At 67.0% G+C, this 16804-nt stretch carries 15 protein-coding genes; 7 read left to right on the top strand and 8 right to left on the bottom strand.

Going from position 1 to position 16804, the window contains the following annotated elements; translation table 11 throughout:
* Nucleotides 1-2: 2 nt before the first annotated feature.
* Nucleotides 3-491, top strand: coding sequence for an SRPBCC family protein (locus tag HWW87_RS26445; RefSeq protein ID WP_175822774.1), 489 nt, complete (start codon nucleotides 3-5; stop codon nucleotides 489-491).
* A gap of 28 nt (nucleotides 492-519) precedes the next feature.
* Here HWW87_RS26445 and HWW87_RS26440 read toward each other — a convergent pair whose 3' ends face one another.
* Both HWW87_RS26440 and HWW87_RS26435 read right to left on the bottom strand, forming a co-directional pair.
* Nucleotides 520-1506: a LysR family transcriptional regulator gene (locus HWW87_RS26440; RefSeq protein WP_175822773.1), complete on the bottom strand. Its 987-nt coding sequence runs from the start codon at nucleotides 1504-1506 to the stop codon at nucleotides 520-522.
* 117 nt (nucleotides 1507-1623) lie between these two features.
* Nucleotides 1624-2397, bottom strand: a complete 774-nt coding sequence (locus tag HWW87_RS26435) for a helix-turn-helix transcriptional regulator (protein WP_174385475.1) — start codon at nucleotides 2395-2397, stop codon at nucleotides 1624-1626.
* Nucleotides 2398-2563: 166 nt separating this feature from the next.
* Between HWW87_RS26435 and HWW87_RS26430 the strand changes: the two genes are divergently transcribed.
* From HWW87_RS26430 to HWW87_RS26420, 3 genes are read left to right on the top strand one after another with little or no spacing between them, the layout of a single operon-like run.
* On the top strand, nucleotides 2564-4000 hold the full coding sequence (locus HWW87_RS26430) for a TolC family protein (RefSeq protein ID WP_244107343.1): 1437 nt from the start codon (nucleotides 2564-2566) through the stop codon (nucleotides 3998-4000).
* Between the two features lie 59 nt (nucleotides 4001-4059).
* Nucleotides 4060-5184, top strand: coding sequence for an HlyD family secretion protein (locus tag HWW87_RS26425; protein ID WP_175822771.1), 1125 nt, complete (start codon nucleotides 4060-4062; stop codon nucleotides 5182-5184).
* Nucleotides 5181-6764 (top strand): MDR family MFS transporter, encoded by a 1584-nt coding sequence (locus tag HWW87_RS26420; RefSeq protein WP_175822770.1) that lies wholly within the window; start codon nucleotides 5181-5183, stop codon nucleotides 6762-6764. The genes HWW87_RS26425 and HWW87_RS26420 overlap by 4 nt, the downstream gene beginning before the upstream one ends.
* A gap of 28 nt (nucleotides 6765-6792) precedes the next feature.
* On the opposite strand, the gene HWW87_RS26415 is transcribed toward HWW87_RS26420, so the two are convergent.
* Nucleotides 6793-7647: a hypothetical protein gene (locus tag HWW87_RS26415; RefSeq protein WP_175822769.1), complete on the bottom strand. Its 855-nt coding sequence runs from the start codon at nucleotides 7645-7647 to the stop codon at nucleotides 6793-6795.
* 19 nt (nucleotides 7648-7666) lie between these two features.
* Complete coding sequence (locus tag HWW87_RS26410; protein ID WP_175822852.1) at nucleotides 7667-9265, bottom strand: hypothetical protein; 1599 nt, start codon at nucleotides 9263-9265, stop codon at nucleotides 7667-7669.
* Nucleotides 9266-10273: 1008 nt separating this feature from the next.
* On the opposite strand from HWW87_RS26410, the gene HWW87_RS26405 reads away from it, so the two are divergent.
* From HWW87_RS26405 to HWW87_RS26395, 3 genes are all read left to right on the top strand, one after another.
* Nucleotides 10274-11116 carry a peptidyl-prolyl cis-trans isomerase gene (locus HWW87_RS26405; protein WP_175822768.1) on the top strand — a complete coding sequence of 281 codons (843 nt, stop codon included), beginning with the start codon at nucleotides 10274-10276 and terminating at the stop codon, nucleotides 11114-11116.
* A gap of 375 nt (nucleotides 11117-11491) precedes the next feature.
* The gene (locus HWW87_RS26400) at nucleotides 11492-11824 is read left to right on the top strand and encodes a type II toxin-antitoxin system RelE/ParE family toxin (protein WP_175822851.1); all 333 of its coding nucleotides are present in this window, start codon (nucleotides 11492-11494) and stop codon (nucleotides 11822-11824) included.
* Nucleotides 11817-12149: a helix-turn-helix domain-containing protein gene (locus HWW87_RS26395; RefSeq protein WP_175822767.1), complete on the top strand. Its 333-nt coding sequence runs from the start codon at nucleotides 11817-11819 to the stop codon at nucleotides 12147-12149. The genes HWW87_RS26400 and HWW87_RS26395 overlap by 8 nt, the downstream gene beginning before the upstream one ends.
* Before the next feature lie 96 nt (nucleotides 12150-12245).
* Here HWW87_RS26395 and HWW87_RS26390 read toward each other — a convergent pair whose 3' ends face one another.
* The 4 genes from HWW87_RS26390 to HWW87_RS26375 form a co-directional block, all read right to left on the bottom strand.
* Nucleotides 12246-12566 (bottom strand): helix-turn-helix transcriptional regulator, encoded by a 321-nt coding sequence (locus tag HWW87_RS26390; RefSeq protein WP_175822766.1) that lies wholly within the window; start codon nucleotides 12564-12566, stop codon nucleotides 12246-12248.
* A gap of 256 nt (nucleotides 12567-12822) precedes the next feature.
* Nucleotides 12823-13143 carry an XRE family transcriptional regulator gene (locus HWW87_RS26385; RefSeq protein ID WP_175822765.1) on the bottom strand — a complete coding sequence of 107 codons (321 nt, stop codon included), beginning with the start codon at nucleotides 13141-13143 and terminating at the stop codon, nucleotides 12823-12825.
* Nucleotides 13143-13481 carry a SymE family type I addiction module toxin gene (locus HWW87_RS26380; RefSeq protein ID WP_175822764.1) on the bottom strand — a complete coding sequence of 113 codons (339 nt, stop codon included), beginning with the start codon at nucleotides 13479-13481 and terminating at the stop codon, nucleotides 13143-13145. The genes HWW87_RS26385 and HWW87_RS26380 overlap by 1 nt, the downstream gene beginning before the upstream one ends.
* A gap of 335 nt (nucleotides 13482-13816) precedes the next feature.
* Nucleotides 13817-16798, bottom strand: coding sequence for an ATP-binding protein (locus tag HWW87_RS26375; protein WP_175822763.1), 2982 nt, complete (start codon nucleotides 16796-16798; stop codon nucleotides 13817-13819).
* Nucleotides 16799-16804: the final 6 nt, after the last annotated feature.

The raw sequence follows: 16804 nt of genomic DNA, 5'->3' as shown, positions 1-16804 counted from the left end.
TCATGCTGCAACGTACTGCAACGCAACCCCGTCCGTCCACGCTCGTCTACGCGCCGCAAACGCCGATCCTGTCCGGCTCGGCCGATCTCGACGTGCCGGCCCGCGACGCGTGGCGCGTGGTCGGCGATTTCGCCGGCTTCTCGCGCTTCATCACGGGGCTCGACCATACCGACATGATCGGCGAAGGCGTGCGCTCGCTGCGCATCAAGCATTTCGCGGACGGCAACGTCGTCGTCGAACAGCTCAACAGCCACGACGACGAAGCGATGGTGATGACGTGGAGCCTGATCCATACGTCGTTCGACATCGGCAATCTGTGGGCGCTGATGCGCGTCGAGCCGCGCGGCGAGCAGGCCTGCACGGTGACGTGGGACATCGCCGGCGAACCGTCGCACGGCGGCGCCGCGCGCCAGCCGGAATTCGACGCGTTCGTCACCGGCTTCCTCGACATGGCGATGACGAACCTGCGTGCGCTGTTCAAGCCGCAGTAACCGTGCATCGCCCGCCGGCGCGGTGCCGCTACGCGGCGGCGCCGGCCCACGTGCCGGCCTTGCCCGGCGCGTGGTCTTTTTTCCCCGGCGGTGGCGCGCATGCGTCGTCGTGCGCCTGTGCGAATGCGTCGCGCAGCGCGGCCTTCATGAAGTCGACCCATGCGCGCGTCTTTGCATCGAGATGCTGGCGCGACGCGTACACCAGGAACACGCCGATTTCCTCCGCCTGGTAGTCGGGCAGCACGCGCACCAGCGCGCCCGAGCGCAGGTCGGCCGCGGCGACGAAGTCCGGCAGCAAGCCGATTCCCGCGCCTTCGCGCACCGCGATCGCGAGCGACGCGGCGACGTCGGCCGTCATCGACGGATCGACGTCCACCGTTTGCGCTTCCGCGCCGTGCCACAGCGTCCAGATGCGCTCGTGATACGCGGGCGCGACCAGTTGCACGCAGCGATGGTGAACGAGCGCGCCCGGCGAATCGGGCGTGCCGTGCGCATCGAGATACGCGGGCGACGCGCACAGTACGCTGCGGATCCGGCCGACGTCGATCGCGACCTGTTCGGAACTCGGCAGGCTCGGCATCGCGATCACCGCGACGTCGTAGCTGTCGCGCACCAGTTTCGGCAGGTGCGGCGCGAGCGTCAGGTCGACGCTGACGTCCGGGTAGCGCGCCTGGAATTGCCCGATCAGCGGAATCACGAAATGGTTCGCGATGCTGGCGCTGCAATGCGCGCGCAGCCGGCCGTGCGGATGCACGCGCGCGTCGCGCGCCTCGCGCTCGCTCGCATCGACGGCGAGCGTGATGTCGCGGGCGCGCGCGAGATAGCGCTCGCCCGCTTCGGTCAGGCACATCGAACGCGTCGTGCGGTTCAGCAAGCGGATGCCGAGACGATGCTCGAGCGACGCGACGAGCCGGCTGACGTGCGCGGTCGTGATGCCGAGCCGTTTGCCGGTCTCGGTGAAGGTGCCCGCGTCGGCGAGCGTGACGAACGCCTGCATGCTTTGAATCAGATCCATCGGGATAACGAAACCTCCGGCCGGCCATGTGGCGATGCCGCTACTGTAGCGACGGCCGCGGCACGCCGCGCGCGCGCATCAGCGATCGATCGTCGCAAAACGGACAATCGACAGGCCCTAACGCCGCCGGAAGTATTCGCTCGGCGCGACGCCGAGCGCCTTGCGGAACATCGCCGCGAACGCGCTGGGGCTGTCGTAGCCATGTTCGAGCGCGAGTTCGAGGATCGGGGTGCCGGCGGCGAGGCGCGGCAGGCTCAGCAGCAGCCGCGCGTGGCGGCACCACGCGCCGTGCGTCATGCCCGTCTCGCGCTTGAATGCGCGGGCGAGCGTGCGCTCGTTCATGTGCGCGTCGCGCGCCCACGCCTGCAGCGTGACGACCGACGACGGGTCGTTGATGAGCCGCGTGCACAGCGCGACGAGCGCGGGATGGCGCGGCATCGGCACGTGCAGCGACAGCGACGGCGCGATCTCGATCTCGTCGAGGATCAGCGCGAGCACGCGGCCCGCACGGTGCGACAGGTCGTAGTCGGCGGGCAGGTCGCAGGCCGTCACGATCAGTTCGCGCAGCAGCGTGCCGACTTCGATCACCCGGCATTCGGCCGGCAGGCTCGGCCGCACTTCGGGGCCGACGAACACGGTGCGCATCTGCACGTCGCCGGCCGAGCGGATCTCGTGCTGCGTGCCGCCCGGCACCCACACCGCGCGGCCCGTCGGCACGACCCAGCTGCCCGCGTCCGCGTGCACGATCATCACGCCGGAAATCGCGTGGATCAGCTGGCCCTGGCGGTGCGAATGCGGCGGGTACGCCATGCCCGCCGGCGAGTCGGACGCGACGACGGCGATCTGCTTGTCGCGCGCCTGGCGCTCGAGTGCGACGAAGAAATTTTCCAATTGATCCGAATGTCCTTTTCTCGACGACGAATGCGCTTTACGCGCGAGATCGACCGCATAGGTCGAAATTACCATAAGCCCATCGTTTGTTCGACCTTCTTGCCACCCGATGCGCGTTCCGTCCATTCCGTCCGCTCCGCCCGCTTCTCCCGCCGTCGAGGCACGCTTGCCGCGCGTACGGCGCGCCACCTGTGCGGCCGTGCTGCTGGCATCGACCGCGCTGGCCGCGTGTTCGGTCGGCGAACCGTACCGGCCGCCTGTATCCGATGCGGCGCGCACCGGCCCGTTCGACGCGGTGGCCGACGTGCCGGCCGCGGCGGCCGGCGAACCGCCGCAACGCTGGTGGCGGCTCTACGACGATCCCGTGCTCGACGGCCTCGTGCGCGATGCGCTTGAGCAGAACCGCGATCTCGCGGCGGCCGTGGCGCGGGTCGAGCGCGCGCGTGCCGTGTTCGACGAGGCCGGCGCCGCGCGGCTGCCCGACACGACGGCCGGGTTCGGCGTCGACTACGGCAAGCACGCGCCCGACCAGATCGTCGCGGCGGCCAAGGACACCGATGCGCGGACGCGCTGGGGTTTCGCGCCGTCGTTCTCGCTGTCGTGGGAAGTCGATCTGTGGGGCCGCGTGCGCCATCTGGTCGACGCCGCGCGGGCGGATGCGGATGCGGTGCAGGCCGCGTCCGATGCGATGCGCGTCGTGGTGGCCGCCGAGACGACGGCCGCGTATGCGCAGGTGTGCGCGTACGGCGAGCGGATCGACGTGGCCGAGCAGTCGGTCGGGATCGCGGACCGGCTGGCCGCGCTGACGGCGAAACAGCGCGCGCACGGGCTGGTGTCCGACCTCGAAGTGGCGCGTTCGCGCGCATTCGCCGACGACACGCGCGCCGATCTGCCGGCACTCGTCGGCTCGCGTCGCGCGGCGCTGTACGAACTCGCGGTGCTGACCGGGCGGGCGCCCGGCGCGCTGCCCGACGCCGCCGCGCATTGCCGCACCGCGCCGGTGCTCGCGCGGCCGTTCCCGGTCGGCGACGGCGCGTCGCTGCTGCGCCGCCGCCCCGACCTGCGCGAGAGCGAGCGCCAGCTGGCCGCCGCGAATGCGCGGATCGGCGTGGCGACGGCCGAGCTGTATCCGTCGATTTCGCTCGGCGGCTCGGTGAACTGGCTGTCGACCGGCGGCGATCCGTCGACGCTCGGCGACAAGTACGCGATCGCATGGGGCGTCGGCCCGCTGATCACGTGGCGCTTTCCGAACATGGCGGCGAGCCGCGCGCGACTCGCGCAGGCCCGCGCCGACGACACGCTCGCCCGCGCGCAATTCGATGCGCAGGTGCTGCGCGCGCTGAAGGAAACCGAGCAGGCGCTGGCCCGGTACGGCGCCGCATGGCGCCGCCGCGCCGCGCTCGAAACCGCGCGTGCCGAGCATGCGCGCGCGTATCGCCTCGCCGAGCTGAACTACGAAGCCGGCGCACTCGATTTCCTCGGCGTGCTCGACGCGCAGCGCAGCCTCGTTGCGGTCGATTCGGCGCTGGCCGAGTCGACGCAGCAGGTCTCGCTCGACCAGGTCGCCGTGTTCAAGGCGCTCGGAGGCGGCTGGCAACCGTAGCCGGCCGCGTTCGCAGCGTCCCTGTCCGTTCTCTTGCACGCCTACTCATCATTCCGATCATGAGCACGACTGCCGTACCCGAAAAAGCCAAATCCGCCCGGTTCTCCCGGCGCCAACTGATCGCCGCGGGCGTCGTGCTCGCCGTCATCGCACTCGCCGTGTTCGGCTGGCACTGGTGGACCGTCGGCCGCTTCATCGAAGGCACCGACGACGCGTACGTCCGCGCCGACGTCGTGACCGTCAGCTCGCGCGTGTCGGGTTACGTCACGCAGGTCGCCGTCGACGACAACCAGCGGGTCAAGCGCGGCGACGTGCTCGTGCGGCTCGACGATCGCGACTATCGCGCGAAGGTCGACGATGCGCAGGCCGCCGTCGCGGCGGCCGACGCGACGCTGCAAGCCGAGCAGGCAGCGGCCGCGACGCTCGACGCGCAGGTCGGCCAGCAGCGCAGCCAGATCGCGCAGGCCGACGCCGACGCGGCCGCCGCGCGCGCCGAAGCCGCGCGGCGCGACGCCGATGCGACGCGCTACAAGCAACTGCTGGCCGAATCCGCCGCGAGCGGACAGCGCTGGGAGCAGGCCCACGCGGACGCGCTGAAGGCGCGCGCCGAGCTGGCCCGCGCCGGCGCGGCCGTGCGTGTGCAGACCGACCAGCAGACCGTGCTGCAGCGCCGCCGCGAACAGAGCACCGCGGCGATCGCGCAGGCGCGTGCGCGGCTCGCGGCCGCCCAGGCGAAGCTTGCGCTCGCGCAGCTCGATCTCGACCACACGGTGATCCGCGCGACGCGCGACGGCAGCGTCGGCCAGCGCGCGGTGCGTGCGGGCCAGTACGTCGAAGTCGGGATGCCGCTGCTCGCGGTGGTGCCGCTGAGCGACGTGTACGTCGTCGCGAACTTCAAGGAAACGCAGCTCGGCGCGATGCACGACGGCCAGCCCGTCGAGCTCGACGTCGACACCTATTCGGGCCACACGCTGCACGGCCGCGTGATCGGCCTCGCGCCGGGCTCCGGTGCGCAGTTCGCGCTGCTGCCGCCCGACAACGCGACCGGCAACTTCACGAAGATCGTGCAGCGCATCCCGGTGAAGATCCGCGTCGATGCGCCGCCGGCCGGCGTCGTGCTGCGGCCCGGCATGTCGGTGATCGCGCGCGTCGACACGCGCGGCACGCAGGGGGCCGGCTCGTGACCGCGACGACCGCACAGGCTGCGCACGAAGACACCGTTTCGCTGCGCGCGTGGGTCGCGGTGCTCGGTGGCGTGTTCGGCTGCTTCATGGCCGGCATGAACGTGCACGTGACCAACGCGTCGCTGCCCGACATCCGCGGCTCGCTCGGCGCGAGCTTCGAGGAAGGCTCGTGGATCACCACCGCGTACCTGGTCGCCGAGATCGTCGTGATTCCGCTCACCGGCTGGCTCGTGCAGGTGTTTTCCGCGCGACGCGTGCTGCTGGTCGGCGCGACCGGTTTTCTTGCGTTCTCGATGGCGTGCTCGGTCGCGCCGAGCATCTCGACGATGATCGTCGCGCGGGCGCTGCAGGGCGCGTTCGGCGGCGTGCTGATTCCGCTGTCGTTCCAGCTGATCGTCACCGAATTGCCGCCGTCGAAACATCCGCTCGGGATGGCGCTGTTCGCGATCGCGAACAACGTCGCGCAGGCGGCGGGGCCATCGGTCGGCGGCTGGCTGACCGACATGTATTCGTGGCGGTGGATCTTCTATCTGCAGATTCCGCCGGCGATCGCGCTGGTCGCGGCGATCGGCTGGGCGATCCGGCCCGTGCCGGTGCAGCTCGGGATGCTCAGGCGGGCCGACTGGTTCGGCATCGCGACGATGGCGGTCGGCTTGAGCGCGCTGCAGATCGTGCTGGAGGAGGGCGGGCGCAAGGACTGGTTCGCGTCGGACCTGATCGTCGAGCTGTCGCTCGTCGCGGCGGCCGGGCTGGCGGCGTTCGTCGCGATCGAGCTGCGGCGCAAGGAGCCGTTCATCAACCTGCGCCTGCTCGGCCAGTACAACTTCGGGATCGCGAGCCTGATGCAGTTCCTGTTCGGTGCGGTGGTGTTCGGCGTGGTGTTCCTCGTGCCGAACTACTTTGCCGAACTGCACGGCTACAGCGCGCGCGACATCGGTCTCGCGATGATTCCGTACGGGCTCGTGCAGTTCGTGATGTCGTTCCTGACGCCGCCGCTGATGCGCCGCACGAGCCCGCGCACGACGATCGTGCTCGGCTTCGTGCTGGTCGCGGCCGGCTGCCTGATGAACATTCACCTCGACGCCGATGCGGCGTCGAACGTGATCGTCCCGTCGCTGATCGTGCGCGGGATCGGGCAGTCGTTCGTCGTGATCGCGCTGGCCGTGATGGCCGTCGACGGGATCGAGAAGGCGCAGCTCGGGTCCGCGTCGGGCGTGTTCAACATGGTCCGCAACGTCGGCGGCGCGATCGGCATCGCGGTGATGAGCCAGATCGTCGTCGAGCGGCAGAAGCTGCACGCGATGCGCATCGGCGAGGCGGTCACGCCGTTCTCCGAAGCGTTCCAGGAACGCATGGCGATGCTCGCGCGGCTGCTCGCGCGTGTGCATGCGCCGCGTGTGGACGTGTTGCCCGGCGGGTCGATTTCCGGCGTGCACGAGCTGGCGCTCGGACTCGTGAACCAGCGCGTGATGCGCGAGGCGCTGCTGATGGCGTACAGCGATACGTTCCTGATCGCGGGCATCGCGATGATCGGCTGTACGGCGGCGGCGTTCGTGTTGAGGGCGAAGAAGAAGGCGTGACGGCGGGAGGCGCCCCGCCGCGGCGCCGTCATGCCGCCACCGGCTCCCACGACAGCAGCGGCGCGAGCGACTTCGCCTGCGGCATCCGTCCGATCGTGTCCAGCGCGGCCGCTTCGAGCCGGCGGCGCTGCGCTGTATCGCGCACCAGCTCGACGCAGGTGTCGACCAGCGCGTCATACGGCGCCGCGCGGAACCCGGTCACATAATCCGGATCGACCGATGTCGTCGGCGACACCTCGCCGACGATCGCCTTGCCGTTCGTCATCAGATAGAACGCGCGCACCACTTCGAAAATATGCGACGCGTAGTGATGCAGGTTCAGCACGACTTTCGCCCGCGCGATGCAGGCATCGCGCTCGGCGCCGTAGATGCCGCCGCTGACGATCCCGACTGTCAGCCCACGCGCCTGCAATGCCTCCAGAACCGCCGCGCGGCGCGGGCCGATCGTGCCGTAGAACAGCACGTCGATATCCTGCTCGACGTCGTCCGGAATGCGGCGCAGCTTCGGATGGAAGCCGAGCTTCAGGTAGCGCGCGTGCCCGATGCCGAGGCTGTGGAGCTTCGCCAGGTTGCGCGCGCTGTAATCCCAGGTTTCGTATCGCGACGCCCAGTGATAGATGTTCGCATTCCACGGCTGTTCGTCGACGTGAAGCTGCTCGGTGTTGACGACGATCGTGTCGTCCGGCACGTGCTCGGTCTCGCGTGGATCGGCGAGATGGCAGCCGATCAGGATGTTCCGTGCGTCGGACATCATGGTGTTCTCGTTGAAGTGAACCGCGTGGCCGAGATCTTCGAGCCCGTACGCGATCACTTCGGCGAGTTCGGTGAATGTGCCCGAATGCGCATAGCCGGACGGGCGGACGATGCAGAGGTTGTAGTCCATGACGCGCGCCTCCGTGCGGTCAGCCGACGAGATCGCGCAGATCGGCGGCGGCTTCGTCGAGGACGGGCTGCCAGTCGGCGAACGTCTTCTGCCGATACAGCGACGCGCTCGGATAGAACGGACTGTCGCGGCGATCGTTCTGCCAGACCCAGTGCGGGTTCGCATCGAGCAGCACCCACGTGAACTGCCCTAGCGCACCGCTCAGGTGGGCGGCCGACGTGCAGACCGTGATCACGAGATCGAGCGCGCCGATGAAAGCGGCGGTGTCGTCGAGCGTTTTCCATTCGCGTGTGGTGTCGTTCACGACGAACCCGTTCGAACGGGCGGCTTCGATGTCGTGTTGCGCACCGGGCTGCAGCGAGTAGAACGCGACGTGCTGCTGCAAGCTGCCGAACGCTTCCGCGAACCGTTCGAGGCCGACGCGGCGAAAGCGGTTGCGTTGATGCGAGAGGCTGCCGGTCCACGCAAGCCCGACCTTCAGCCGCTTTTCGCCGGCGAGCGCCGTGCGCCACGCGTCGGTGGCTGCCGGGTCGGCGTGGAGGTAAGGTACCGTCGTCGCGATCGTGTCGCCGTCGAGGCCGAGCATGCCCGGAATGCTCATCAGCGGCAGTTCGAAATCGAACGCGGGCAGATCGTCGATCCGCGTGCCGGTGTCGAACACGTCGACGTGGCGCGCGAGGCTGCGCGCGAACAGCGCGCCCATCACCGGAAATGCGTTCCAAACGATCCGGCCGCCTTCACGATGCACGCGCTCCGCGAGCAGCGGCACGTAGCGACAGAATTGCAGCGCGTCGCCGAGGCCTTGTTCACCCCATACGAGCAGCGTCTTGCCCTTCAGCGATTCGCCGCGCCAGCGCGGGCCCGGAAAAGCCGGCAGGTGGCCGCGCAATTCGGCCGCTCCTTCCCAGCGCGATTCGTAGTTGACCCACCCCGATGCGAAATCGCCGCGCGCGAGTTGAAGCAGCGACAGGTTGTGGCGGTACGTCGCGCTGTGCGGCGCGCGTTCGACCGCGAGCGTCGCGTATTGCTCGGCTTCGTCCCGGCGTTGCGCTTCTTTCAGTGCGAGGGACGCATTGTTCAGCGCCAGCGCATTGTCCGGTGCGAGCGCGGTCGCCCGTGCGGCGGCACGCAACGCGCCGTCGAGATCGAAGCGATCGATCCGCGTGACCACGGCGTTGGTCCACGCGCGCCGGTCGTTGGGGTTGTCGTCGAGTGCGCCTTCGATCAACGCGAATTCCACTTCGGGATCGCCGCCGGTGAGGCGGATCGCCAGCGCGAGGTTGTTCTTGAGCGACGGCCAGGACGGCGCGAGTGCGAGCGTGCGGCGATACGGTGCGATGGCGTCCGCGTGGCGTCCTGCCATCTGCATCGCGTAGCCGCAATTGAACGCGGCTGCGGGCGAGTCGGGACGCCGTTCCCAATGCGCGGCGGCCAGTGCGGCCGCGCGCCCGACTTCGCCGCGATCGATCAGCGCTTGCGTGGTGGTGGCGACGGCGTCGTCGTTCGCATCGAGCGACGATGCATCGGTGCTCGTGGTGAGCATCGTGTTGTCGATGCCGTGTTCCTGCAAAGCGGTGTCGTCGAAAGCAGGCGTGTCATGGGCCGGGGTGGTCTGCATGGGATGGGCTCTCCGGAAACCCGCACGCGTGTCGACGCGGCGGGCGGTTGCGTGGTTTGTGCCGGGGCAGCCGACCGCTCGCGCTTCCTCGCACAAGCGGCGCGGCGCCGTCTTGATTGCCACTTTATGGATCGCCATCCGGCAACTGAATAAGACCAGTCCGAATTGATGATTTCGTACGAAACACGCCGACACGCCGACTTCACCTGCCGTCACGTTTGTAGTCCCAGTCCTATTTTTGCGTTCACGGTGCGCCAATAAGACCTGTCCGATAGAGATCGCGTCCGACGATCTTTTTAATACGCAGTATTCCGGCCGACGTCGTTCGGCCAGTTCAGACAGGGAGTACTGATTGATGAGTGCGGCAGATTTTCTGGTGAAAGGCACGGTGTTCGGGCGGGTTGCGCGCGCGGCCGCAACTGCACCGCTCGCCGTGACGATGAACGCGCGCGACACGTCGACGATTCAACGGTGATGTCGTGCGGAATAGGACCAGGCTGATTGTGCGGACGCCATATGCGCTTCGACAATGCGAAGGTCGGGCGGCTGCATGGTATGCGCCCGATACCTCGTATCCGAAGCTCCGCTTCGTTGGACGCGCTGCCCGGTCACCGGGCAGCGTATTTTTCTCCGCGCGCGGCCGAAGCGAACGATGCCTTCGGTACCCGCAAAGCCGGACGGACACACGTGAATGCCTTGCGGCGACCGGTGGGCTCGGTCGCATCTGCACCATTTGGGTCGCAGGTTGGGAGAACGCTGCCTCATGCGAGCGCAGGGCATTCATCTCTGTCTTTCTGTCCGTCGATCGTCGCAGCGTGACCGGCGACGACGCTGCAAAGTCATGCGCGGCCGGCCCGACCGGTTCGCGTTTCAGGTCTGGCCGTGGCGCGATCGCTCGCGCGCGGCCTGTCAGGCGCCGACGCGATCGGTTGCCCGCGGCGAAGCTGCCGCATCTCCTCCCGGCCGCCATCGCGTGCGGCATCCCCCTCCCTCGATGAAGGAATCGTCATGAAGAAGCATCACATTTCCATTGTTTCCACGCTGATCGCACTCGCGTGCGCCTGCGGTGCTCCCGTCGCACGCGCCGCAGGCACGAAAACCGAAACGCCGCTGCCTACGGGCGTCGAAGCGGTCGTCAACGACACGCCCATCGCGCGCAGCGATGTGGACGGCATGATCGAAGCATCCGGGCAGGCCGTCACGCCCGCGCTGCGCGCGCAGGCCAAACAGGAGCTGATCGCCCGGCATCTGGTCGAGCAGGCGGCGGAAAAAGCCAACTACGGCAGCCGTCCCGAAGTGAATCGCGTCGTGATGCGCGCCCGTACGGTCGCGGCGACGGATCTCTACCTGCGCGACAACGTGCATCCGCAAGCGGTGACCGATGCGCAGGTGAAGGCGCGTTACGACGACATCGTCGCGAATGGCGGGCAGTTTCAATATCGTGCGGAAGTGATCGCGGTGGCGGATCCGGCCGAAGTGAACGCGCTGGTCGCGGAGCTGAAGCAGGGCGCTGCGTTCGACGCCGTGGCGAAGAAGTACAACACGACGCCGAATGGGGGTGTTGCACAGTGGGTCGAGTTGCGCACGCCGGTGGCCGACGGGAAGACGGGCGGCTTGCCCGTGTCGCTCGCGCAGACGATTACGTCGCTGCAACCGGGCGCCGTCGCGGGCCCGATCCGGATCGGCAACGCGTTTGCAATCGTGAAACTCGACGAGAAGCGCCCGACGGTCGTGCCGACGTTCGAGGCGGCGAAGACGGTGTTGCGTCAGCAGCTCGAAGCGCAGGCGCAGCAGCGTGCGATGACGGCGCTGGTGGACAAGCTGGCGCAGCAGGCGACGATTCAGCAGTAAGCGGGTGTATCAGGAAGACGGCGGATCGGGTGATTCGTCGGGTTGGCCGCTGCCGTTTGTGACGGCAGCGGCTTTTTTGTTTTGTGCCGAGCGTGTGCAGCATGGGAGGGTAGATCGTTCGGCTAGCTAGCGAATCGTGAAGGCGTCGCCCTAAAGTCTGACGGAAGCGTGTAGAGGACGACTTGAAGGATAGAGGCCGAACACCTTGCTCACCTAGTCGGACAAGAAGGTTCCGATCAAGGCCTGGAGCCGGCGGCAGGCATGTTGCGTTGTCTTAAAAGTCACAGTACACGCGGGGCGGCCACGCGCGCGTAGCTCGTTGGCCGGGGGCACTCTACTGGCTTGATGGGTGTTAGCATATTTGCTAATATGACGATGAAGAACTGGACGATCCTGTACTACGACGAGCGTGTGAAGCGTGACGTGTTTGCGTTGCCCAAGGGCATTCTCGCGGGCTACCTCCGTTTGATCGAAACCATGGAGGAACACGGTGCGGATCTACGGATGCCACATTCGCGCGCGATGGGGGCAGGATTGTTTGAATTGCGCCCGCGAGGTCGGGAAGGTATCGGGCGCGTGTTTTATTGCATACAGGTTGGATGCGAACTCGTCATCCTGCATTCCTTCGTCAAGAAGACGCAGGAAACGCCGGAAGACGAATTGCGTATCGCCCGTCGGCGAATGAAGGAGGTACAAAGCAATGGCTAAGGCTCGCCCCGCACGTGCAAACGAGGATCGGTATGTACCTGTTCGGCACACTGCCGAAGACACCGCTCGTCTGCTCTCTGACCCGGTCATCAAGGCAGAGTACGACGCGCTGGAAGAGGAATTTACCGCGCTTCGCGCATTGCTCGATGCGCGTAAAGAAGCGGGCTTGACGCAAGCGCAAGTCGCGGAGCGCATGGGGACCACAACATCCGCCGTATCCAGGCTTGAAGCCTCGCTATCGAGTGAGAAGCATTCGCCGTCGTTTTCGACGCTGCGCAAATACGCTGCAGCATGCGGAAAGAAGCTCATTATCTCGTTTGGGTAATCGGCGCTTAGGCGCGCTACGGTTAGCGTTGAATCCGGTTCGACGGGCGAAGCGATGCGTGATGTGAGCGTTGCGCGCATCACATCGCATGCTTCCTTAGCCGACTACCGTGATGCCCGCCAAACGCGTGCGCCGTGCAGGCTGAACGACGATTTCCACATGCTGGTCCAGTGACACCAGCGCCTCCATCAAACGCATGAGCGAAATGTTCTGGAGCTTATAGCGGCGGATCTGCGACACCTTCGGCTGCGTCATACCCGTGATTGCTGCCGTTTCGATTTGACTCAGGCCCCGCTTGTCGATCAGGTCGTTGAGTTTGAGCGCGAGCGCGGCTTTGGCGGTCAGTCCCTCGGCATCGTCGAAATGCAGGTCGGCAAGCACATTGTCGGTGCCACGAGGGTGTGCTTTGCGATTCATCAATGATCTCCTGCTCGCACATCGGTTGGTCAGGCGATGTTTCGACGGGTGACAGAATCAGCCTGGTCCGATTGGTTGTAACGATCGTTCACGTTAAATTGAACGAGTGTGGCGCCGGAACCGCTTCGGCGGCGGCCGTTGGGCCCGGCCGTCGTCATGCTATGTGTTTGATAGCACCTACTCCTAACGCTGCCTCATGCGAGCGCCGAGGCGCTTCCGGCCGCCACACACTTCTTTCAGCCCGCTCTGCGGGCCGTCAGATCGAAACCGTAATCCCCGCCGGCCCCGATTCCCCCGCCGGCTTCACCACGATCTCCACATGCTGGCCGAACGACGCCAGCGTCAGCATCAGTTGATCCAGCGAAACGTTCCGGAGCCGCTCGCGCTGCTCGGGCGTGACTGCCGGTCGCGCCATCTCGGCGAGCGCAGCGGTCTCTTCCTCGTTCAGGCCGCGCGATGCGATCAGCGCGTTGAGCTTCAGCACGAGGGCGGACTTGGCCGCCAGTTCACCGACATCGTAGTAGTCGAAATCGTCCGGTACGTCGTCGGTGTATTGATTCGGATCGTCGTAGTTCATTACGCTGCTCCCGCCGTCACCGAAACCAGCTGCGGCTGTTGTGCTGCCGCAGGACCGACATCGGGGCATTCGCCTTTCCCGCGATGATCGCAATCCGCGTCGTCGATCGGCGTGATCACCAGCCGCTTGTGCGACACCTCGATATGCAGGCGCTGCTCGGGATCGAAGCCCGCCGCCTCGATCCATCGGCCGGACAATTTCATCCACAGATACACGACAGGCGGCGCCATGTCGGCGAGCCGGAGGTGCGGAACGATACGGCGGGATTGAAGGGACGATCGAGGGGAGACAAAACAATCGTGGAAATACATCGGTGCGTTATGATTCGCGCCAGCCATGGTCAACTCCGTTGGGTTGAGTTGGTTGTGGTCAGCGGCCCGTGGGTGCTGTTATCACCTGCGGGCCGCGCTCGTTTACGCAGCGGATTTCCAGCATTGCTTCATCACGCGCGCTGCGTGTCGAAGCGGCCTGAGAATCGTCGCGAAAACGTGCAACCACTGTAGCCGAGAACATCCGGCGTCAGGCACCAGTCATGTACGAATTTATCGGCATTGGCCATCTGGCCAATGCTTCGAATGCTTGCTGCACAACGAATCCAGCGCGATCGCGTCGGCGGACTGCATCGTCGATTCATTCCTGATATGTCAGAAAGCGTTTCAACCGACGCCTTCGATCAGCCTGCCGCACGCCGTACGAGGATCTCGTTCGCAGCCTCTCGATAGCGCTCGAACTCCCGCGCGAACGCCGCCGCATCGCCCGCCAGCGCCAGCGCTTCCATCGACGCACAGAGCCCCGAAATCTCCCGCTCGCCGATCATCGCAAACGCACCGCGCATGCTGTGAATCTCCGAACGGGCGACCTTCAGGTCGCCGTCCTGCAATGCGCGCGCGATGGTCGCGCTCGAACGCTGCGTCGCATCGGCGAGCACCGTGTGCAGGTCTTTCGGCAAAGGGCCGGGCGCCCGCGTCGGTGCGGGCGGATACACCGGCCGCCGCCACGTCCCCGTGTATTTCGTGATCGCCTGGTCGAGCGATTTCAGCGACGTCGGCTTCGTGACGATCTCGTCGATGCCCGCTTCCCAAGCCAGACGCAACACGTCGGGTTCCGCATGCGCGGTCACCGCCAGGATCGGCTGCACGCGCCCGCGCTCGCGCAGCACGCGCGCGAACGCGTACCCGTCGAGGCCGGGCATGTTCAGATCGGTCAGCACCACCGCGTAGTCGTGGCGATCCACCAGATCGAGCGCGTCCGCGACGTTCGATGCGATATCGGCCTGATAGCCGAGTACGTCCAGCTGATCGTGCACGAGCGAACGGTTGACCGGGTTGTCGTCGACGAACAGCACGCGTACGTTCGGCGCATCCTCGCCCGGCAGCGCCTGGGCCGCGCCCGGCTGGCGGTCGAGCGGCAGCGGCAACGTGACGACGAAGGTCGAGCCGACGCCCGGCACGCTGTTCGCCTCGATGCGGCCGCCCATCGATTCCGCGAGCTTGTAGCTCAGTGCGAGGCCGATGCCCGTGCCGCCGAAGCGGCGCGCGATCGATTCGTCGGCCTGCGCGAACGGCTCGAACACGTGCGCCAGCTGATCGGCCGTCATGCCGATGCCCGAATCGCTGACGCGGATCGTCACCGGCGTCGCGTCGCCCGGCGGCGCCGACACCGACAACGCCACCGCGCCGCGATCGGTGAACTTGATCGCGTTGCTGACCAGGTTGACGACGATCTGCCGCACGCGCATCGGGTCGCCGAGATACGTATGCGTGACCGCCGGATCGATGTCGATGCGCAGCGCGATGCCCTTCGCGCCGGCCACCGGCTCGAACAGGTCCGCCGCGTCGCGCATCAGCTCGTCGATCCGGAACCCTGTCGCTTCGAGCGTCATCCGGTCGGCCTCGATCTTCGTCATGTCGAGCACGTTGTTCAGCATGTCGAGCAGCATCCGCGCGGCCGACGTGACCGCATGCAGGCGCGGCTTCTGCCGGCTCGGGTCGGGCGCCTTGTCGAGCAGTTCGAGATTGCCGAGCATCGCGTTCAGCGGCGTGCGGATCTCGTGGCTGATCGTCGCGAGGAACGTCGACTTCGCGCGGTTCGCGCTGTCGAGCGCGCGTTCGGCATCGGCGCGCGTCGTGATGTCGGAGAAGCTGCACAGCAGCGCGTCCTTGCCCTTGTAGCGCACGCGTACGAAGTTGACGAGCAGGTCGCGCGCGCGGCCGTCGGCGAGCGTCACCGGCAGTTCGACGTCGAGCTGGACCGGCGCAGCGTGCGCGTGCTCGCGGTAGCGGGCCAGCAGCCGCTCGTGCAGCGGCGGATCGCCGGCCTCGCGATCGTACAGCTCGAGCATCCGGTTGCGCAGCAGCACCTGATGCGTGTCGGGCGCGACGAGGCCAATGCCGAACGGCGCGGTTGCGACGATCGTGCGGCTCATCCGCTCGCTTTCGAACACGCGGCGCGAGCGGCGGAACAGCGGCGCGAACACCCGCAGGTCGAACGCGATCACGAGCGTCCACAGCACGATCAGGATGGTCGCGGTCGTGCCGAATTCGCGCAGCATCGTCGACCAGAGTGCATAGGCGATCGTGTGCCACGAATACGCATAGACGATCGCGTAGCCGGTGTCCGAGATCCGGTCGCTGATCGTGAACACGCCATGCCGGTAGCTTTCGTCGAATTGCACGAGGCCGCGCCGCCAGGTGCCTTCGGCCAGCGCGTGCTTCATCAGCGCGGCGCCATCCTCGGCGTTGTCGGTGCGATCGACATGCAGCAGCACGCGGCCGTTTTCGTCGATCAGCATCGCGACGGCATCGTCGGGCGCGTGCTTCATCCGGTCGGCGATCACGTCGACGTCGAAATCGCTGACGAAGGTCATGAAATGCCGTTGCCCGTCGAAAGCGGGTTCGACGAGACGGAAGACCATCTTGCCGGTCAGCGGATCGATCGCCGGCGCCTGCCACGCGATGCGGCGCGACAGGCGCCAGTAGCGCGCGATGGCCGGATCGGACCAGTCGGCGGCGTCGAACGCGAGGTGCTGGATCAGCGCGTGCGTGTCGGACACGCCGATGTGCGCGAGCACGTCGTGATACGGCATCGACGGCGGCGGCGTGATCGCGATCACGTTGCGGTCGGGGCTGTACGCGTAGCCGCGCACCGCGCGGCCGGTCTGACGCTCGGCGGCCGCGACGGAAATCGTCTGTCGCTCCATCAGTTGCACGTAGCGATCGGTTTCGTCGCTGGCCAGCGCGGCGGGCGACGCGGCCAGGAAGATCTCGCTCACGCCGCGCATCGGCGCGAGCAGAACATGGCCGTCGCGCCGCAGCGCGTCGGACGCCGCGCGCGCATGCGGCGGATGACCGTTCCACAGCAGTTCGGCGTTGATCACCGCGCGGCGCATCGACGCCTGCTTTGCGTCCATTTCGAGCTGCACGAGCGCCTTGTGCGTCGCGAACAGGTCGCGGCGCTCGGCGATGTAGTCGCGCACCGAGCCGACGAGCAGGATGCCGGCCGCGATCAGGATCACGAGCGACAGCACGACCGCGCCACCGTACAGCGTGAAGCGCTGATACCGGTTCAGCAGGCTCAGGTCGCGCGCGTCGTCGTCGATCGACGCGAACGGCGCGCTGGCGTCCGTGTGGGACGCGAAGAGATGACGGATGGGCATGTGACG

This window comes from Burkholderia sp. BCC0419 (assembly GCF_902830285.1).
Lineage (GTDB): Bacteria > Pseudomonadota > Gammaproteobacteria > Burkholderiales > Burkholderiaceae > Burkholderia.
Note: the sequence above shows the minus strand (reverse complement) of the source record. Positions and strands in the feature narration are given on the sequence as shown.